Genomic DNA, 21,452 nt, shown 5'->3' on the forward strand with positions numbered 1-21,452 from the left:
TGAAATATGGTTAATCAAAGGTTTCTAAAAAGGCCTGAACTCGATTTCGAACCGGTTCGTCGGCATAAACTCTGGGATCAGCCATATCAGCTTCGATCATCAACCCAGGGACACCGGTTTCCCTCATAACCTTTCGGCGAATGACTTCCTGAACTAAGGAGTAGGGTTTACAGGAACGATTTGAATGCATTACGAATCCGTTCGCTTTATATTCTTTAATTAAGCTAATTAATTGTTTGGCTCTATAATCTGGAGATCGATTAAGGAAAACTTCAGTATAGGTGGCAGCTAAACTCTCCAGAGGCGTTCCAGGGGCATGGTCTACTGCCCAGCCGCCGCTATAGGTGTCTGTAACAAAACAGGCTCCCTTTTCTGCAAATAGTTTATAAAAGCTAAAAATTCTAGGCCAAATAGCAATATTATCCCAGACTAGACGAATGCGTTCATTTTCTATGGCCCCTAGTGATTTTGCGACTCTCTCTTGAACTTCATTTTTAAGTTGTCGATAATAATCGATTCCTGCCTGGGAACCACGCAATACAACTATAGGTGCCATATGGATAAAGAGATCAGGTGCATTGAGAGGAGAGGGGATTGAACAACATAATTGTCGTGTTTCTTTCCAGAGAGACGTTATTTCACTGCTGAAACGCATTTGTTGGGCTAAAAGATTTTCGTTAAACTTACGTCCGGTGATTATTTCCAATTCGTCTATCATTCCTTGCAATTGATTGAGCACATACTCTTTGGCGTGAGATGTCAGTTCTCCGTTTAAAAATGGTGTATCTAATACTAACAGAGGAATATTAAAGTGACGTGCCAAGACTTCGTACCATTTTAAAACAGTTCCGCAAATGTTATTACAGGCAACTAAAAGATCAGGTTTTGGCATTCCGCCATAGGGAGCCAGGTCTGGTCTTATAACTCCGCCAAGATGTGAGCGTGCATAAGAACAAAGATCTAAGGAATATCCCTCAGCTTCGGCGACCTCGCATAGTTTTACTGTTGCTTTATGGGTACTGTAGATAGCCGCATATTGTTCCGGATACGCAGGATGAATTTTAAAGGCTCTTAAAAGTTCCACCGGAGCGCCGCTTGTCACCCATGCTAAGGGGCGATTTAATGTCTTTCCCCAATAGCGGTGATAGTTTGTCAAGGCATAATAACGTCTCATGGTTTTTTTAAGTGCTGCATTACTCTTCAATGGCCGGTAATGGCGTATTTTTCTTTCTTGATTTACAACATTGCCTTGCTGGGGGCTCTTATTATTTGCTGATATAGGCATAACGTGTTCTCCTCTTCTTTAGAACTACTACATCATGCTCTCCAAAAAGGCTTGGAGCCTTGTTCTTTCCTGTCCGCCGACGTTTGCTCCTTCAAGTTCTAAACATAAGGTGCGAAGTCCCCTATTTTGGAGACATTTTAGGAGGGAGACAGAATCCCAGGCATGAGGTTCGCAATATTTGCGAATTACAATGATTGCGGCCTTTGCTTTTCGTTCAAGTGCCAGTCGTTCAATATAGTCGAGTCGTTCATTTAAGTTCTTGTTTTTGCAGGGACAGGGAGGCATTGTACTGTATCGCTGAACTATGTCCCTTAGGGGATTATCAGAACTAGCAAATCGTTGCCCAGCATAATGGCGATATCCTGAGCAAGTGTCGTCGGCTACAACCCTGCCGCCTAAGTCTTCAATCATGGCAAAGAGATGGTCGTTTTCCAAAATGGCTCCGGTAAGTAGGACTCCAAGCTTGTGCTCCTCCGGCGCTGCCATTTTACGGATTTCCGGAAGACAGGCGCCTAAAACTTCACAGAAGATTGAACGCGGCATCACCTGACCGGCTCTGAGCAGGGCTGAGATTAACTGAGAAGGAAGCTGAGGGCGTAAACTATCAAGTTGGCTTGCTAATTCCCGCACTTGATTGCATAAATCGATGGCAGTGCGCAACTGGGAATGTGTTATCTCTTTATCAGTTAAAAGAGCAAACTGCTTAACAAGAGTCTCCAACTCAGAGAAATAATATTGAGCGGCCCCCAGAGCTGTTAACATTACGGGAGGCACTAGATTAAGGGATGGTGTGTGTCCTGAACAAGCCCAAACTCCGCTGAGACACTGCATTGTGTCACAAGTATGAGTGAAACCTACTCCGCTAAGATCATGCCATTTGCGCTCAATTTCCATTTCCAGGGTACCGCGGGCTAATGAACAGCAGTAACCAGGAAGTTCAGCGGGAGTTGATTGGTAATTGTCCGGAAAGAGGCGGATTGGTTCTAACTCGGCAGCCAGAATTAGTTCTTCGGGAAAATAGGAACAAAAGTAACCGAAAAATTTATGTTCTGGATAGCGTTGTAAACGGGCAGTTCCGTTGAGATAAGCTTCTTCCTTTAGATATTTCAAGGCTTCTGTGGCTCCGTTTGACATTTGAGAGCTCCTCTCTTTAATTTTAACGATTGATCCAATCGTGAGACTCCCCCTTCTATAAGTGGGAGTGGGCCTTGTTCTCTGCTTCGGTGTGGGTAGAGTCCATCCTTCAGCGCGAGTTCACTTGCAGTTATTAACAGCTGTCAATTAAGTAGTCTGTATTCATCGGATAAGTATGAGAAGCTTAGGTTGATTTTCTATTTTACTATTATAGTAAATAAAGTATATAAGTAACAGATATTATTTTAAATATTCAGTAAAATATAAGTAAATAGTAATTAATACAAAATAAGTTTCATCTCATTCTACGAACTGAAAAGGACCATGAAAGTTTATACTAATCATAATTACAAAGAAGAAATATATTTAAGAAGGAAATTAACGCTTCATAGAGAATACTGAATGAATCAGAAGGTTATGCTTAAGAAGAAAAGGAGGCATTATTCAATGACGAACATCAGAGAACTATATGTATGCAGCGTTTGCGGTAACGTAGTGGAGGTTGTTAATCCTGGCGCCCCTGCTTTAGTCTGCTGCAATAAACCCATGGAAAAACTGCAGGCAGGTGTTGTAGATGCTAGCCTTGAGAAGCATGTTCCTGTCTACCAGGAAGTAGAGGGAGGAGTTAAAGTTTCGGTTGGCAGCGTTCAACATCCCATGGAGGAAAAACACTTTATTCGTTTTATTGAAGTTTTAACGAAAAATGAAGTTCTGAGAGCCGAGCTTTTACCGGGTCAAGCACCGGAAGCATTTTTCCTGGTTAAAGCTGAAGATATAGTTGAAGTAAGAGAGTACTGCACTCTTCATGGTCTCTGGAAAGCCGGCAAATGATATTAGCAATTAGAAAATAGATCATTCAAATAATTATCTGAGGGGATATGGATCAAGGAAACAACTATAAAGTCATAATAAACGCCATTCATGTCAATCTTCAATATAGTTCAATTTATGATTGATTATTTGCTTAAGGATACAGGTTGGGAAGGGGTATGAAGACTTTGTTAGCTATCAAACAAAATTCGAAGATTGGATTTGTTGGTACAGGAGTTATGGGAAAAAGCATGGCCGGACATCTATTAATGGCGGGCTATGAAGTAAATATTTATACCAGAACAAAGAATAAGGCGGAATCTCTCCTTAATGCAGGAGCTGTTTGGCGGGAAACCGTTCAACAGTTGGCTGAGAATAGTGATATTATTGTTTCCATGGTGGGCTATCCAAAAGATGTCGAAGAAATTTATTTTGGGGAACATGGCATTATTAATCATGCCAAAAGCGGAAGTTTTCTTATCGATATGACCACCTCATCACCGTCTTTAGCTGCTAAACTATATCAAGAAGCCCTTGCTAAAGGAATGTATGCTTTGGATGCTCCTGTATCCGGCGGAGATGTAGGTGCTAAGGAAGCTCGCTTGGCTATCATGGTAGGCGGCGATGAAGAAGTCTTCAATGTTTTAGTTCCGATTTTAAATTATTTAGGAAAAAATATTGTCTATCAGGGAAAGGCAGGAGCAGGCCAACATACAAAAATGTGCAACCAAATTGCTATAGCTTCTAACATGATCGGTGTTTGTGAAGCAATGGCTTATGCGCAGAAATCGGGCTTGAATCCGGACACGGTTCTTAAAAGCATTGCCTCTGGTGCCGCCGGCAGTTGGTCGTTAAGCAATCTTGCGCCGCGTATGCTCGCCAATGATTTTGCTCCCGGTTTTTATGTCAAGCATTTTATTAAAGATATGACAATCGCCCTGGGGGCAGCTAAAGAAATGGGACTGCTTACTCCGGGACTTGAGCTAGCCAAATCCTTGTATGAGAAATTAGCTGCAGAAGGAGAAGAAAACAGCGGTACCCAAAGCCTTTATAAATTATATACTTCTTTATCTTCAGTCAACTCATAACTATTTTGTTTTAAGTGACAAAGCTCATTAATTAATCAAAGACCACGGAACAAATTCTCAGCAGTTTCCGTGGTCTTTCTTCACAGTGGTTTTCTTAATTCTATTATTCGTTATTAATATGGCCGGTTTTTAGATGTCCCTTAAATTTGAGAGATATAATGTAATTTAGTTGAAATAGTTGTTTAATCATTCTCTAGGCGGACGAATTCGAAGCAACTCGACAAAATGATATTAATAATTTTTACGTTATAAAACATGCTATTTGAATTCCTAATAGAATTATCTATTTAATTAATTCGCTATATAATATATTAATTATAGTATTATTGACTTCTCGTACCCTCGGTGCTAATCTTATTTGTGTAAACAAACACCTCTAAACGTTGTAGATATACTAAGTTATTACTTTCTCAAGTAAGTACTATTTAATGCTCGGCTTATAAAGAAGAGGCCTTCATGGGTCTACTTATTTTTTTTAGTTCTATATGTGAAAGTATTCATATTCCCTGCTTTAATTATTTAATGCTATTATTTTTTACTTGATAATAATCATAATAATCTAAATTTATGTTATTTTTCTATAATACACCTTCAGACTTTCCATTATAAAGCAAATACCTCCATAATTCATCTTTGGAGGAGTGCTATAAAGTCGGTTAGGGGTTACCTAATCGACTGGCTCGACGTTAGTCGAGATTTTATTGGCATATAGGGGAGGTAAAAGGATGGCTTATAAGAGTATTCTGGTGGTTGGAGGGGGAATCAGCGGGCTTACCGCCGCTGTAGAAGCTTCCGAAGCAGGAAGCGAGGTCTATCTGGTTGAAGAGAAAGCCTATCTTGGCGGCCGGGTAGCCCAGATGAACCAATATTTTCCTAAGTTATGCCCTCCAAACTGCGGGTTAGAGATTAACTTCCGCAGAATAAAGCAGAATCCGAGAATCAAATTTTTCACCTTGGCAGAGATCGAATCCATTGAGGGAGACGAAGGGGATTTTACCGTCACCGTAACATCGAAACCGCGCTATGTGAACCAAAACTGCACAGCTTGCGGGAAATGTACGGAAGTATGCCCGGCAGAGAGAGCCAATGAGTTCAATTACGGTATGGATAAAACGAAGGCAATCTATCAAGCTCATGCCTTTGCGTTTCCCATGAAGTACCTGATTGACGGGGAAGCATGTCTGGGAGCAGAATGCGGTAAATGTCTCAGTGCCTGTGAGTATGGCGCTATCGAATTGGATATGGAACCCAAAAGTTTCAAACTCAACGTGGGTTCTATCGTATGGGCTACCGGCTGGGAGCCATATGATGCTGCAAAGATCTCCTATTACGGCTTTGGCCGGTATCAAAATGTTATTACGAATGTCATGATGGAACGTATGGCCGCCATTAATCGTCCGACCGCCGGAAAGATTGTCCGACCTTCGGATGGCAAAGAAGTTAAAACCATTGCATTTGTCCAGTGCGCCGGATCTCGTGATGAGAACCACCTGGCGTATTGTTCCGGCATTTGCTGCATGGCATCGTTGAAACAAGCAACCTACGTCTTAAAACAAAGTCCGGATGCGAAAGTATCGATGTTTTACATTGACGTCCGGGCGATGGGAAAATATGAAGACTTTTATACAAACGTCCAAGACAAGATCAACCTGATCAAAGGAAAAGTAGGAGAGATCTCCGAAGATCCTGCGACGAAGGAACTGATCGTACAAGTCGAGAATCAAGAAACCGGTGAAATCATGAGGGAACGTGTGGACATGGTCGTTTTGGCGACAGGCATGGTGCCATCCACAGCCGGAACCAAAGTACCGGTTAGTATAGCCTATGATGAGGACGGATTTATTGCTTCAGAATCAGAAAAACCCGGGATCTATGGCGCTGGAAGCGTGAAGAAGCCATTGGATGTAGCCTCATCGGCAAAAGATGCTACAGCAGCAGCACTAAAAGCCCTACAATCTACGGTGAGGAGGTAGCTCAATGGATAAAAAGACAGGGGTATATATCTGTACCGGCTGTGGAATTGGAGACGCCTTAGACATTGAGGCTCTGTCCAAGGTTGCCACCAAAGAAAGCAAAGTTCCTGTATGTAAGACACACGCGTTTTTCTGCGGAGAAGAAGGCGTCGCTCAAATTAAAAGTGACATCGCTAACGAAGGGGTTAACACCGTCGTCATCGCCGGCTGCTCATCCCGGGTCAATTATGATGTCTTTGATTTTGGGCCCTCAATCATCCTGGAACGGGCCAATTTGCGGGAACAAGTCATCTGGTGCCATCCCGAGGATGATGAAGATACCCAAATGATGGCGGAAGACAACCTGCGGATGAGTCTGGCCAAGGCTGCCCATATTGACATCCCGGAAGGGTACCGAGTCGAGAACATGGTTAAAACCATCCTCGTCGTGGGCGGAGGCCTGACAGGAATCACTGCAGCCCTTGAAGGAGCCAAAGCAGGCTATAAAACAGTCCTCGTTGAGAAGAACCCGGTACTGGGCGGGCTGGATGAACAGCTTATTTAAACAAGCTCCCTTAAAGGCTCCTTACAGCGATCCGGAAGAGGTCGATATCGCCTCAAGAATCCAAGAAGCAGAAGCCAACCCGGATGTCACAATCTACACCGGTGCAGAAATTAAAGAGATCGCCGGTGCGCCGGGAATGTTTGATGTGACCATCGAGCAAAACGGCAGTGTAATCAAGGAACGCATCGGATCCGTTGTCTTAGCTACCGGAGCCGTACCCTATGAAGCCGGGAAATTAGAGCACCTTGGTTATGGCAAATATGCTAACGTTATCACTAGTCAAGCCTTTGAAGAACTGGCGAAAAACGGAAAGATTGTACGCCCCGGAGACGGCAAAGAAGTACAAAGCATCGCGTTCCTGCAATGTGCAGGCTCACGGGATGGTAACCACCTGCCATATTGCTCCTCAGTCTGCTGTGTAGAATCCCTGAAGCAAGCAACTTATCTGAAGGAGCAAAACCCGGAAGCTGCGATCTACGTTTTCAATAAAGATATCCGAACTCCCGGACAGTATGAAAAACTGTACAAACGAGTACAAAAAGACGGAGCCATCTTCGTTCGCGGAGACGTGACAGGGATTACAGAAGACGATGACAAGAACCTGCTCATCGAAGCGGCAGACGTCCTTACGGGTGCGACCATAGGCACCGAAGGGGTTGATCTAGTCGTCTTAGCCACAGGGATGGTCCCAACAACAGCTTTCGGAGAAAGCTTAGATGCGACGAGTGACGACGAAGAAAAAGAAAAAGAAGAGAAACCGCAAGGTGACACGATCATCCGTTCAAATCTGTTGAATCTGGCGTATCGCCAAGGCCCTGAGATGCCGACCCTGAAATATGGATTTTCAGACTCCCATTTCATCTGCTTCCCTTATGAAACCCGACGAACGGGGATCTATGCGGCAGGAAGTGTTCGAGCCCCGATGGATGCTCTTTCCAGTATCGAAGATGCCACCGGAGCAGCGATGAAAGCCATCCAATGCATTGAACTGAGCGAACTGGGTTCCGCGGTGCATCCAAGGGTAGGGGATCTATCCTTCCCAAGTTTTGCTATGCAGCGTTGTACACAATGTAAACGTTGTACCGTAGAATGTCCTTTCGGAGCGATCAACGAAGATGATAAATTCAACCCGCTGCCGAATCCAACCCGTTGCCGACGGTGCGGAATCTGTATGGGAGCTTGCCCGGAACGGATCATTTCCTTCAAAAACTACTCCGTGCCGATGATTGGCAACATGATTAAAGCCATTGAAGTACCGGAAGAGGATGAAGAAAAACCAAGAATTGTAGTATTCGCCTGTGAAAATGATGCCATACCGGCATTAGACATGGCGGGTATCAACCGATTAAAGTACAATGCTTGGGTACGGGTGATTCCCGTAAGATGCTTAGGTTCCATGAGCCTGGTATGGATCGCGGATACGTTATCCAAAGGAATTGATGGCATATTACTCCTGGGATGTAAGCACGGCGATGACTATCAATGCCACTTCATCAAAGGAAGCGAATTGGCGGAAACCCGGCTTTCGAAAGTGGCAGAAACGTTAGATCGATTGTCACTGGAGTCGGAGCGCGTACGGATGGAACAAGTATCCATTATGGATTACGATCAAATACCAGGAATCCTGGACGGCTTTGCCGAGAGACTAGAAGAACTGGGTCCTAACCCCTATAAAGGGTTCTAAGTCCTTGAATAGCAAAGGAGCATTAGTATGGAAGAAATAAAAAGTGTATCTCTGGAGATGAAAGATTATATTGTTTCTTCAGGGGCGGAGACGCTCAGCTGGTGTATGCAATGCGGACTCTGCACCAACCTTTGTCCTTGGCGGTTAGTCCCCGGAGAAGTGAGTGAAGCATTTAACATTCGGAAAATGCAGCGCTTGGGTCAACTGGGATTAGAAGGTTTTGAAGAAGAAGAAGTCCTGTTTGCCTGCGCGACCTGCGGGATGTGTCAAACGAATTGCCCGAGGAAAGTAGATATTATCAGCAACGTACGGTCGATGCGAAACACCACAGTAGGTGCAGGGTTTTTACCGGCGCACCTGAGGCCGATCGCCGGAAGCATTCATGCCAACGGAAACCCCTGGTCAGGAGAGAAAGAAAAGCGTGCGGAATGGCAGGAAGGACTGGATATTCCAGCCTTCAGTGAAGACACAGAGTACTTGCTGTATGTCTGCTGCACCTCCTGCTACGATACCCGGAGCAAGAAAATCGCGAAAAGCATTGTCAGCCTGTTAAAACAAGCCGGAGTAAGCTTCGGAGTCTTAACAGCGGAAGAGAACTGCTGCGGAGAGACAATCCGTAAACTGGGCGATGAAGAATTGTTCCAAAAGTTAGCAGAGTCCAACATTAACTTGTTTAACAGCAAAGGGGTCAAGAAGATCATAACGACATCGCCCCACTGCTTATATGCCTTTAAGAAGGATTATCCGGACTACGGCGGAGAGTATGAAGTCGTGCATTATTCGGAAGTTCTAAGCAAACTGGTGAAAGAAGGAAAACTGACCTTTAAGGGAGAAGTAGGGAAAAAGGTAACCTTCCATGATCCGTGTTATTTAGGACGGCATAACGAAGTGTATGATGCACCGAGGGAACTGATCCAAGCTGTCCCCGGAGTAGAGTTCGTCGAACTGGACCGCAATCAGAGCAAGAGCCTCTGCTGTGCAGGCGGAGGAGGACGTGTTTGGGCGGAAGTACCATTTGGCCAACGCTTCGGAGAATTGAGAATTACCGATGCAGTGGATAAGCAAGCTGATGTCTTAGTCACAGCCTGTCCCTATTGCATCTTAATGCTCGACGATGCTTGTGCAGGTCTGGAGAAGAAAGATGTGCTGGAAGTTATGGAAATGTCCGAACTCCTTTGTTCAGCGAGCAAGCCTTAATATCTTATTGGCGATACCATTTCCCCATATAGGGGAGGTGTCCAAAAATATATCAACCATTAATCCCAATAAGCCTTTGACAAAATAGTAAAAGTTAGGAGGAGAAAGCATGAACATCATCGTTTGCATCAAACAAACATTTGATACCGAGGCTAAGATTGTTCTTGATGGTAACGGCAAAATCGATCCCAATGGGGTCAACCTAATTATTAATCCTTACGATGAATATGCTATTGAAGAGGGAATTCGTCTTAAGGAGAAATTTGGTGGCGAAGTAACCATTGTTACTATGGGAGGTCCACGTGCTCAGGAGGCTGTACGTACGGCTTTAGCCATGGGGGCGGACAAAGGTGTAGTAGTTACTGATCCTATTTTGGACAGTAGCGATGAATGGGCTAATGCCGAAATCCTTGCTAAAGCAATAGCACAACTCCCGTATGACATTATCATATCTGGCCGAATTGCCATTGACGATGGAGCTAGCCAACTGGGTGTACGTTTAGCAGAAGCCTTAAATGTTCCTTCTGTAAGCAGCGTTCTTAAGCTCGATGTTGCTGGAACTCAAGTCACCGCAACTCGTGAAATTGACGGCGGAACTGAAACTATTGAAGTTGCATTACCTGCTGTATTCACAGCCCAAAAAGGTCTTAATGAACCCCGTTATCCATCGGTAGCAGGAATCATGAAGGCTAAAAAGAAACCTTTAAAATCAATGGCTGTTGCAGACCTCGGTTTAGCTGCCGGTGATTTAGCATCTAAAATGACTGTTCAGAAATACACCTTGCCTACAGCTCGCAAAGCAGGACAAAAGATCCCTGGGGATGCAGCTCAAGCCGCCAAAGAATTAGCACGACTATTGCATGAAGAAGCTAAAGTTTTGTAGAAGGAGGAATAAACATGGCAAAAGGAATATGGGTTGTTGTTGAACAACGCGAACAACAAATTCGTAAAGTTTCATTAGAACTTCTTGGACAAGGACGTAAAATGGCCGATGAAACCGGCGAGCCTTTGGTAGCCGTTGTACTTGGTCAAGGAATTGAAGGACTTGCACAAACTCTAGCTGCCAATGGCGCAGATAAAGTTATACTCGTTGAAAATGAGAAACTGGCTGAATATACAACCGGAGCTTATACTTCAGCATTGAACCAATTGATTCGCAAAGAGGAACCCCAAGCCGTCCTTATGGGTAATACGGCTGTTGGAAAGGACCTCGCTCCTCGTTTAGCCCAACGTTTAGGTGTCGGACTGGCTTCTGACTGCACCGGCATTGAACTCGATGCTAGCAGTTTTATGGTCTTTAAACGTCCAATTTATGCTGGTAAAGCATTTGAATATCTTGCTTCCAGTGTTCGTCCAATTCTTGCTACAATTCGTCCTAATACCTATACTTTGCCTGTTGCTGATGATTCCCGCAAAGCTGAAGTTGTTAAAGAAAGTGCGGAAATTGATGCTGCAGATTTGCGCGCAATTCTCAAGGAAGTTGCCATTGCTGCTTCTAAACGTCCTGAATTGACAGAAGCAAATATCATTGTTTCCGGCGGACGCGGAATGAAAGGCCCCGAGAACTATGTTATCTTGGAAGCACTTGCAGATGTCATCGGCGCTGCCGTAGGAGCTTCTCGTGCAGCAGTTGATGCAGGCTGGAGAGAGCAAAAATTCCAAGTTGGGCAAACAGGAAAAACCGTTGCTCCTACCCTCTACATTGCCTGCGGAATTTCAGGAGCTATTCAGCACCTTGCTGGTATGGGTTCTTCCAAATTTATCGTTGCTATTAATAAAGATCCTGAAGCGAATATTTTCAATGTTGCAGATTATGGAATCGTCGGAGATCTCTTCGAAGTTGTTCCTGTACTCACTGAAGAATTCAAAAAAATTGTTAATGCTTAATTGTAGTTTTAAGTTTTAGTAATTGATATTTGATAACTGAATAAATTAATTTAGCGAAGCGCCTAAAAGGTGCTTCGCTAAATAACTAAGGAGAGATGAGAATGGCCACACGTCAAGTGTACTGGAACATTGAAGGAGAACATTGGCTATATTTATTCTTCATCATTGCACTTATTTTCTTCGGTTACGGAGTGTACAAACGTTTGTCACTTTGGAAATTAGGACAACCTGAGAATCGCTGGAAAGACGTATGGCAAGGCATAAAAGATATTCTTGTATATGGATTCGGGCACAAGCGAATCCTTAAAGATTCTTATCCGGGTATTATGCACTTTTGCATTTTTTGGGGATTTGTATTTTTAGCTTTTGCAACTGCTATGATTACGCTGCAAGCAGATTTTGGACTACATATTTTCCATGGATGGCTTTATTTATTTATTAAACTAACATCTAATGTATTTGGTTTATTAGCTATCCTGGGCATCGTAGTTGCTTTTTATCGCCGTTATATACAAAGACCTGATCGACTAGATAATAAAACGGATGATGCAATCACACTAGCTTTAATATTTGTAATACTGTTAACGGGTTTTGTCATTGAAGGAACCCGCATCGCTGCAACACCTGATCCTTGGGCCGGATGGGGATTTATAGGACAGTGGATATCTATTCCTCTTAAAGCATCTCTCAACGAAGCACAATTACTCTCATTGCACAGATTCCTTTGGTGGTTTCATCTTCTCTTAGCAATGACGTTCATCGGATACTTCCCTTATTCAAAGATGTTCCATGTTATACTCGGGCCGTTAAATATGTTTTTCCGTCACCGAGGACCCATAGGAATCCCTGAACCCATTGATTTTGAAGATGAAAGCATTGAAACCTTTGGGAAAAGTCAATTACGTGAGTTTACGTGGAAAACCCTTTTTAATACGGATGTTTGCTTACGTTGCGGACGTTGCCAGGATAATTGCCCTGCCTACTTAAGTGGAAAACACTTAAATCCCAAAAAGATCATTCAAGATATGCGTGTTTTAATGGAAGAAACCGGTGAAGCCCTTAAGGCATCACAAAAATTAGCGGTAGCCAATCAAGGTGCAGATTTAGAAAGTGCTGCAGCTGAAGAAGCTGTAGAATTGCCGGTAAGGTCACTGATTGGTGAAGTAATTCCGGAAGAAGATCTATGGGCCTGCACAACATGTCGTTCTTGCGAACAGCAATGTCCTGTTTTTGTTGAACATGTGGATAAGACTATTGATATGCGCCGCAATCTGGTACTCATGGAGACCCGTTTCCCTGCAGAAGCCCAGCTGGCATTTAGGAATATGGAGAATAACGGAAATCCCTGGGGGATTGGCTGGACGACACGTGCTGATTTCTTGACAGGGCTTGGCGTTAAAACCTTTGATGAAGATCCTAATGCTGAATATTTATATTGGCCTGGTTGTTCGGGAGCCTTTGATGCACGCAATCAAAAAGTTTCTGCAGCCTTGGTAAAATTGTTCCAAGCAGCTGGTGTTCATTTTGCAATCTTGGGTAATAGTGAGAAATGCTGCGGTGACTCAGCACGTAAACTTGGCAATGAATATTTATTCTACTCATTGGCTTCGGAAAACATTGAGGTTATGAAAGGTTATGGAGTCAAAAAAATCATTACTCAATGTCCACACTGCTTTAATATTCTTAAGAACGAATATCCTCAATTAGATGGGAATTTTGAAGTCATACATCATACGGTCTTTTTGTTGGATCTTGTTAAAGAAGGAAAACTTAAATTCAAAAATATTGCCGGAAAATCAGTTACCTATCATGATTCCTGCTATTTAGGACGCTATAACCAGATCTATGATCAACCACGTGAATTGCTGAAAATGGTTGGTTTAGAAATCAAAGAAATGGCTCATACAGGCGAAAAGAGTTTCTGTTGCGGAGCCGGCGGCGGACGTATGTGGCTTGAGGAGCATGAAGGTGAACGCATTAATGTTATGCGTACTGATGAAGCTATCGCAGTTAAAACTAATTATGTAAGTACTGCTTGTCCATTCTGTTTAACCATGATTGTTGATGGAATTGCTATGCGCGAAGTTGGAGAGGATTTAAAGGCTCTCGATATTTCAGAAATTTTAGAAATGGTAATCTAAATAATCAATTCAAAAGATTTACTTTTATGGTTCGAATTCCGAACATTTAATATTGTCATTGGAATTCAGAACATTGTACTAATTCTGTACAGAGGGAACATTCTCTAATATCCAAGTGATTTAGTTAATTGTGATCTCTGTATAGAATTACATTTATTTACTTCTGGTATTTTATAAAAGGAGGGATGCATAAGTAATTTGATAAACTCCTGTAGAGCTACCTCCTAGAAATGTAACGAATGCCAGTAAAGCCAAGACATAATTCTGAGACATCATGTTAATACCCTTAATTTATTCAAGTTATCGATCCAAAACTTGTCTTTATGTTAATAAGCATAATTATTGTATGAAACACTATGCAGACAATATTTTAAATTTAAAATGATGGAGGTTTAACAAATGCCAAGTTTTGTAATTGCAGAAAAGTGTGACGGATGCAAAGGGCAAGATAAAACAGCTTGCATGTATGCATGCCCAAATGACCTGATGTTTTTAGACAAAGAAAGAATGAAAGCTGTAAACTTAGATCCAAGCCAATGCTGGGAGTGCTTATGCTGCGTTAAAGCTTGTCCGCAACAAGCTATGGACCTTCGCGGATATGCAGATTTCGTTCCCCTCGGCGCTTCCTGCGTACCTCTCCGTGGTTCTGACAGCATCATGTGGACTGTTAAGTTCCGCAATGGCATGACCAAACGCTTTAAGTTCCCCATCCGTACAACTGAAGAAGGTTCCGCTGTACCCGATGGAGGTTTTATTGAAGAAAACACAGATATCAACAGTCTTAATTTATTCAGTGAACCTTCATCCTTAAAGTTACCGGCTGTTTGGACTTATCAAAAATAATCTCTTGAAAACATGCAATAAGGAATAAATAGGGAGGTTAAAATCAATGCCAATGAACTTTGAAACAGTAGAAGTAACAACCGACCTTCTGATCATCGGAGGCGGAATGGGAGCCTGCGGCGCAGCTGTAGAAGCAGCTTACTGGGGACAAAAAACACGGACTTAAAGTAACCTTAGTTGATAAAGCATCAATGCCGCGTTCCGGTGCAGTCGGAATGGGATTGTCCGCTATTAACCTTTATGTTGGTCTTGCAGAAGGCAGAAATACTGTTCAAGACTATGTCCGCTACGTTAAAGGCGATATGATGGGAATTGCTCGTGATGACTTAGTCGCTAACATCGCTCGTCACGTTGACAGCTCCGTGCACATGTTTGAAAAATGGGGTCTTCCTTTGTGGAAAGACGAAGAAGGCAACTATGTTCACGAAGGAAAATGGCAACTGATGATCAGCGGTGAATCCTATAAAGTTATCGTTGCTGAAGCTGCTAAGACTGCTTTAGGCGAAGAAAACATTTATGAGAGAGTTTTCATCACTGAGCCCCTCTTAAAAGACGGTAAATGCGTAGGAGCTGTTGGCTTCAGTGTTCGTGAGAACAAATTCTATGTCTTCAAAGCAAAAGCAACCTTGTGTGCAATGGGCGGAACGGTTGGTGTCTTCAAACCTAAATCCACAGGTGAAGGTGCCGGACGTTCATGGTATCCTCCATTCTCCACCGGTTCATCCGCTTACTTCACCATGAAGGCTGGAGCAGAGATGAGCAGCCAAGAAGTACGCTTTGTACCGATTCGTTTTAAAGACGCTTATGGTCCTGTTGGAGCTTGGTTCTTACTCTTCAAATCCCGCGCAACCAATGCTTTGGGTGAAAACTACATGGAAACCCGCGCCGATGAGCTGAAAAAATTTGGCGTCTACGGTTCCATTAAACCAATTCCTGCAAACCTTCGTAACCATCTGGGGTTATTAGACGTTCAAGAAGGTAAAGGACCTCTCTTCATGCGTACAGAAGAAGCTATTTCCAATCTGGCCAAAGCGTATGAAGGAGACGAAAAAGCCTTCAAGAAGAAAATGAAATCCTTAGAGAATGAAGCATGGGAAGACTTCCTCGATATGACGATTGCACAAGCTTTACTTTGGGCAGCAACCAACGTTCAGCCTGAAGAAAGATCTTCTGAAATCGCAGCAGCAGAGCCTTACTTCATCAGCTCTCACTCCGGTTCTTCAGGAGCATGGATTTCCGGTCCGGAAGACCTCTCCGCTGGAACAGACTACTTCTGGGGTTATGCTAACATGACCACCGTTCCTGGCCTCTTTGCAGCAGGGGACGCATCCGGAAACTGCCCGCACAAATTCTCCTCAGGAACTCACGCAGAAGGACGTATTGCAGGAAAGTCAGCTTGCAAATATATCTTAGAGAACAACACACTTCTCGAAGTTGAGCCTTCTGTGATTGACGAAATGAAAGCCATCACTTACAAACCGCTGGAAATCTATGAGCAATATAAAGATTTCAGTACCGATCCACAAGTTAACCCGAACTATATTCTTCCGAAACAGTTTATGTTCCGTTTACAAAAACTGATGGATGAGTATGTTGGCGGAGCTAACGTATATTTCTGCATGAACCAAGCATCCTTAGACAGAGCAGCAGAACTCTTTGAATTCCTCAAAGAAGACTCTGAAAAACTGGCAGCCAATGACATTTATGAATTGCTGAGAGTTTGGGAAAACAAACACAGAATGTGGCAAGCCGAATCCCACTTGAAAGCAGTCACCTTCCGTGAAGAGACCCGTTGGCCCGGATACTATATCAGAACAGACATACCAACTCTTGACGAAGAGAACTGGCATTGTTTCGTCAACATGAAATGGGATCCACAAACCAAAGAGTGGTCTGTCTTCAAACGTCCGGTTATTGATATGTTTGATGTTAAATTTTAAGCAGCGTTAATTATCATTTTCTAAGTCCCCACTTCTATAAGTGGGGACTATTCCTCTGCTTAAAGCATCATAAACAATCGTAATTGAGACATTTACAAAATAGACATTAAAGGGTAGTCAATAAGGATAGTTCGTATTACAATAGATTTAGCAGACAAGTGGGGGAATGTGTGTAATTTTCTGGGATATCAGAAAAATGAACTCATCCCCAGATTTAAATATCGTAAATTTGCTAAGACTAATCAGGGCAGGTTTACAATGTTTAGCTCGGATTTGTGCCTCTGCTGTCATCACACTACTCATCATTTTAAACTATCAGGAAACGAACTAAGGAGGACTTAAAATGGATCAACAATACGAAGATATCTTAGAAAAATGTATTAACCTTGGGAAACTGATTGCTGATACCCCTGTATATCAAGAATTCAAAAAAGCGGAATATAATCTCCTGCATAATGAACAGGCGAGGAAATTAGTAGAGGATCTGCAAACACTGAAGAAAGAACATTACCTTAAAAAAATGGCTGGAACGGAACTTTCTAAAGAAGATGAAGAAAAAATGCGGGAATTGGAGAATGTCTGCCTATCTGATTCTCAAGTCTTTGCCTCGAACAATGCCAATAATAATTTTCAAAAATTGATGGAGACAATATCGGGTAAGATCCGGGAAGGAATTCAAAGCATCGATAAATAATTTGTCTGTTGCTTAATGATTTTGTCTTTCTTAATACATTATTATTATGGCTAGATTTACTTTTCATAGGCATAAACTTGTTCTATTCAATAAATCTTTGCTTGTTCAGAATGGGCAAGCAACAAGATTTATTGGAGGATGTTTTTTGACGGATGGATTTGTCTCAATATAAGTGCAAAATAGTTCAATATCTGTTGTTCTCTGCATTTGTAATATTCTAAGATATGACTTTATCTGCGTCTAAATATAACTTGGACCCATCCTGAATATGTTTGGTTAAGATAATCAATAGTTTGACTAAGATGATCAATAGTTTGGCAATATAAGATCTTAATCGCATTCATATTGACGTATTATGACTTCAGTGCTAATCTAATTTGTGAGAAAATTAATTAAGTCGAGTAATTTTAATAGGTTATTTTAATATGTTCTGGTGTAATTTACTGAGTTATCTTAATGTAGTTTGTCGAATTTTTTTAATATACTTATAAATTTTTTTTAAAATAGTTTGTGTAATTTGTTACGATTAAATATTAAGTCTTGCTTTGAAGTAAAGAAAACTTGGCTGGCGCCCGAAGATACTGTCTTCGTACGAATTAGCCAACTTGCAGACTCTGGCGCAGGCGGCTGCTTAGTTGCACTTATGCTAGAGGACGAAGACACTGTCTTCGCACGTATTAACTCTTCTAGCAGTATACAACCAAACGTTATGCTTTCAGATAGTGGAAGAAAAGAGGTAAAAGGATGGCTTATAAGAGTATTCTGGTGGTTGGAGGGGGAATCAGCGGGCTTACCGCCGCTGTAGAAGCTTCCGAAGCAGGAAGCGAGGTCTATCTGGTTGAAGAGAAAGCCTATCTTGGCGGCCGGGTAGCCCAGATGAACCAATATTTTCCTAAGTTATGCCCTCCAAACTGCGGGTTAGAGATTAACTTCCGCAGAATAAAGCAGAATCCGAGAATCAAATTTTTCACCTTGGCAGAGATCGAATCCATTGAGGGAGACGAAGGGGATTTTACCGTCACCGTAACATCGAAACCGCGCTATGTGAACCAAAACTGCACAGCTTGCGGGAAATGTACGGAAGTATGCCCGGCAGAGAGAGCCAATGAGTTCAATTACGGTATGGATAAAACGAAGGCAATCTATCAAGCTCATGCCTTTGCGTTTCCCATGAAGTACCTGATTGACGGGGAAGCATGTCTGGGAGCAGAATGCGGTAAATGTCTCAGTGCCTGTGAGTATGGCGCTATCGAATTGGATATGGAACCCAAAAGTTTCAAACTCAACGTGGGTTCTATCGTATGGGCTACCGGCTGGGAGCCATATGATGCTGCAAAGATCTCCTATTACGGCTTTGGCCGGTATCAAAATGTTATTACGAATGTCATGATGGAACGTATGGCCGCCATTAATGGTCCGACCGCCGGAAAGATTGTCCGACCTTCGGATGGCAAAGAAGTTAAAACCATTGCATTTGTCCAGTGCGCCGGATCTCGTGATGAGAACCACCTGGCGTATTGTTCCGGCATTTGCTGCATGGCATCGTTGAAACAAGCAACCTACGTCTTAAAACAAAGTCCGGATGCGAAAGTATCGATGTTTTACATTGACGTCCGGGCGATGGGAAAATATGAAGACTTTTATACAAACGTCCAAGACAAGATCAACCTGATCAAAGGAAAAGTAGGAGAGATCTCCGAAGATCCTGCGACGAAGGAACTGATCGTACAAGTCGAGAATCAAGAAACCGGTGAAATCATGAGGGAACGTGTGGACATGGTCGTTTTGGCGACAGGCATGGTGCCATCCACAGCCGGAACCAAAGTACCGGTTAGTATAGCCTATGATGAGGACGGATTTATTGCTTCAGAATCAGAAAAACCCGGGATCTATGGCGCTGGAAGCGTGAAGAAGCCATTGGATGTAGCCTCATCGGCAAAAGATGCTACAGCAGCAGCACTAAAAGCCCTACAATCTACGGTGAGGAGGTAGCTCAATGGATAAAAAGACAGGGGTATATATCTGTACCGGCTGTGGAATTGGAGACGCCTTAGACATTGAGGCTCTGTCCAAGGTTGCCACCAAAGAAAGCAAAGTTCCTGTATGTAAGACACACGCGTTTTTCTGCGGAGAAGAAGGCGTCGCTCAAATTAAAAGTGACATCGCTAACGAAGGGGTTAACACCGTCGTCATCGCCGGCTGCTCATCCCGGGTCAATTATGATGTCTTTGATTTTGGGCCCTCAATCATCCTGGAACGGGCCAATTTGCGGGAACAAGTCATCTGGTGCCATCCCGAGGATGATGAAGATACCCAAATGATGGCGGAAGACAACCTGCGGATGAGTCTGGCCAAGGCTGCCCATATTGACATCCCGGAAGGGTACCGAGTCGAGAACATGGTTAAAACCATCCTCGTCGTGGGCGGAGGCCTGACAGGAATCACTGCAGCCCTTGAAGGAGCCAAAGCAGGCTATAAAACAGTCCTCGTTGAGAAGAACCCGGTACTGGGCGGCTGGATGAACAGCTTATTTAAACAAGCTCCCTTAAAGGCTCCTTACAGCGATCCGGAAGAGGTCGATATCGCCTCAAGAATCCAAGAAGCAGAAGCCAACCCGGATGTCACAATCTACACCGGTGCAGAAATTAAAGAGATCGCCGGTGCGCCGGGAATGTTTGATGTGACCATCGAGCAAAACGGCAGTGTAATCAAGGAACGCATCGGATCCGTTGTCTTAGCTACCGGAGCCGTACCCTATGAAGCCGGGAAATTAGAGCACCTTGGTTATGGCAAATATGCTAACGTTATCACTAGTCAAGCCTTTGAAGAACTGGCGAAAAACGGAAAGATTGTACGCCCCGGAGACGGCAAAGAAGTACAAAGCATCGCGTTCCTGCAATGTGCAGGCTCACGGGATGGTAACCACCTGCCATATTGCTCCTCAGTCTGCTGTGTAGAATCCCTGAAGCAAGCAACTTATCTGAAGGAGCAAAACCCGGAAGCTGCGATCTACGTTTTCAATAAAGATATCCGAACTCCCGGACAGTATGAAAAACTGTACAAACGAGTACAAAAAGACGGAGCCATCTTCGTTCGCGGAGACGTGACAGGGATTACAGAAGACGATGACAAGAACCTGCTCATCGAAGCGGCAGACGTCCTTACGGGTGCGACCATAGGCACCGAAGGGGTTGATCTAGTCGTCTTAGCCACAGGGATGGTCCCAACAACAGCTTTCGGAGAAAGCTTAGATGCGAAGAGTGACGACGAAGAAAAAGAAAAAGAAGAGAAACCGCAAGGTGACACGATCATCCGTTCAAATCTGTTGAATCTGGCGTATCGCCAAGGCCCTGAGATGCCGACCCTGAAATATGGATTTTCAGACTCCCATTTCATCTGCTTCCCTTATGAAACCCGACGAACGGGGATCTATGCGGCAGGAAGTGTTCGAGCCCCGATGGATGCTCTTTCCAGTATCGAAGATGCCACCGGAGCAGCGATGAAAGCCATCCAATGCATTGAACTGAGCGAACTGGGTTCCGCGGTGCATCCAAGGGTAGGGGATCTATCCTTCCCAAGTTTTGCTATGCAGCGTTGTACACAATGTAAACGTTGTACCGTAGAATGTCCTTTCGGAGCGATCAACGAAGATGATAAATTCAACCCGCTGCCGAATCCAACCCGTTGCCGACGGTGCGGAATCTGTATGGGAGCTTGCCCGGAACGGATCATTTCCTTCAAAAACTACTCCGTGCCGATGATTGGCAACATGATTAAAGCCATTGAAGTACCGGAAGAGGATGAAGAAAAACCAAGAATTGTAGTATTCGCCTGTGAAAATGATGCCATACCGGCATTAGACATGGCGGGTATCAACCGATTAAAGTACAATGCTTGGGTACGGGTGATTCCCGTAAGATGCTTAGGTTCCATGAGCCTGGTATGGATCGCGGATACGTTATCCAAAGGAATTGATGGCATATTACTCCTGGGATGTAAGCACGGCGATGACTATCAATGCCACTTCATCAAAGGAAGCGAATTGGCGGAAACCCGGCTTTCGAAAGTGGCAGAAACGTTAGATCGATTGTCACTGGAGTCGGAGCGCGTACGGATGGAACAAGTATCCATTATGGATTACGATCAAATACCAGGAATCCTGGACGGCTTTGCCGAGAGACTAGAAGAACTGGGTCCTAACCCCTATAAAGGGTTCTAAGTCCTTGAATAGC

At 43.5% G+C, this 21,452-nt stretch carries 13 protein-coding genes and 2 pseudogenes; 13 read left to right on the top strand and 2 right to left on the bottom strand.

The window, feature by feature from the left end; all coding sequences use genetic code 11:
- Positions 1-10: 10 nt before the first annotated feature.
- Positions 11-1,285: a 2-hydroxyacyl-CoA dehydratase subunit D gene (locus DESACI_RS10950; protein WP_014827260.1), complete on the bottom strand. Its 1,275-nt coding sequence runs from the start codon at positions 1,283-1,285 to the stop codon at positions 11-13.
- 27 nt (positions 1,286-1,312) lie between these two features.
- Positions 1,313-2,419, bottom strand: coding sequence for a 2-hydroxyacyl-CoA dehydratase family protein (locus DESACI_RS10955; RefSeq protein WP_014827261.1), 1,107 nt, complete (start codon positions 2,417-2,419; stop codon positions 1,313-1,315).
- A gap of 447 nt (positions 2,420-2,866) precedes the next feature.
- Between DESACI_RS10955 and DESACI_RS10960 the strand changes: the two genes are divergently transcribed.
- The 13 genes and pseudogenes from DESACI_RS10960 to DESACI_RS11020 all read left to right on the top strand — a co-directional run bounded on the left by DESACI_RS10960 (position 2,867) and on the right by DESACI_RS11020 (position 21,439).
- Positions 2,867-3,250 (top strand): desulfoferrodoxin, encoded by a 384-nt coding sequence (locus tag DESACI_RS10960; protein ID WP_014827262.1) that lies wholly within the window; start codon positions 2,867-2,869, stop codon positions 3,248-3,250.
- A 158-nt stretch (positions 3,251-3,408) separates the two neighbouring features.
- Positions 3,409-4,317 carry an NAD(P)-dependent oxidoreductase gene (locus DESACI_RS10965; RefSeq protein WP_014827263.1) on the top strand — a complete coding sequence of 303 codons (909 nt, stop codon included), beginning with the start codon at positions 3,409-3,411 and terminating at the stop codon, positions 4,315-4,317.
- A gap of 725 nt (positions 4,318-5,042) precedes the next feature.
- Positions 5,043-6,290, top strand: coding sequence for a CoB--CoM heterodisulfide reductase iron-sulfur subunit A family protein (locus DESACI_RS10970; RefSeq protein ID WP_014827264.1), 1,248 nt, complete (start codon positions 5,043-5,045; stop codon positions 6,288-6,290).
- Between the two features lie 4 nt (positions 6,291-6,294).
- Positions 6,295-8,518, top strand: a pseudogene (locus tag DESACI_RS10975) (hydrogenase iron-sulfur subunit).
- 27 nt (positions 8,519-8,545) lie between these two features.
- Positions 8,546-9,715 (top strand): (Fe-S)-binding protein, encoded by a 1,170-nt coding sequence (locus DESACI_RS10980; RefSeq protein WP_014827265.1) that lies wholly within the window; start codon positions 8,546-8,548, stop codon positions 9,713-9,715.
- Between the two features lie 109 nt (positions 9,716-9,824).
- The gene (locus DESACI_RS10985; protein WP_014827266.1) at positions 9,825-10,598 is read left to right on the top strand and encodes an electron transfer flavoprotein subunit beta/FixA family protein; all 774 of its coding nucleotides are present in this window, start codon (positions 9,825-9,827) and stop codon (positions 10,596-10,598) included.
- A gap of 14 nt (positions 10,599-10,612) precedes the next feature.
- Positions 10,613-11,602: an electron transfer flavoprotein subunit alpha/FixB family protein gene (locus DESACI_RS10990; protein WP_014827267.1), complete on the top strand. Its 990-nt coding sequence runs from the start codon at positions 10,613-10,615 to the stop codon at positions 11,600-11,602.
- A 101-nt stretch (positions 11,603-11,703) separates the two neighbouring features.
- Complete coding sequence (locus DESACI_RS10995; protein WP_014827268.1) at positions 11,704-13,743, top strand: heterodisulfide reductase-related iron-sulfur binding cluster; 2,040 nt, start codon at positions 11,704-11,706, stop codon at positions 13,741-13,743.
- Positions 13,744-14,142: 399 nt separating this feature from the next.
- Positions 14,143-14,586, top strand: coding sequence for an adenylyl-sulfate reductase subunit beta (gene aprB / locus DESACI_RS11000; protein ID WP_014827269.1), 444 nt, complete (start codon positions 14,143-14,145; stop codon positions 14,584-14,586).
- A gap of 46 nt (positions 14,587-14,632) precedes the next feature.
- A pseudogene (gene aprA / locus DESACI_RS11005) lies at positions 14,633-16,526 on the top strand (adenylyl-sulfate reductase subunit alpha).
- 343 nt (positions 16,527-16,869) lie between these two features.
- A complete protein-coding gene (locus DESACI_RS11010) occupies positions 16,870-17,220 on the top strand; it encodes a YlbF/YmcA family competence regulator (protein ID WP_014827270.1) in 351 nt (116 codons plus the stop codon).
- A gap of 744 nt (positions 17,221-17,964) precedes the next feature.
- Entirely contained in the window at positions 17,965-19,212 is a 1,248-nt protein-coding gene (locus DESACI_RS11015; protein WP_014827271.1) for a CoB--CoM heterodisulfide reductase iron-sulfur subunit A family protein, read from the top strand.
- Positions 19,213-19,216: 4 nt separating this feature from the next.
- Complete coding sequence (locus tag DESACI_RS11020) at positions 19,217-21,439, top strand: hydrogenase iron-sulfur subunit (protein WP_014827272.1); 2,223 nt, start codon at positions 19,217-19,219, stop codon at positions 21,437-21,439.
- Positions 21,440-21,452 lie beyond the last annotated feature (13 nt).

Source organism: Desulfosporosinus acidiphilus SJ4 (assembly GCF_000255115.2).
GTDB lineage: Bacteria > Bacillota > Desulfitobacteriia > Desulfitobacteriales > Desulfitobacteriaceae > Desulfosporosinus > Desulfosporosinus acidiphilus.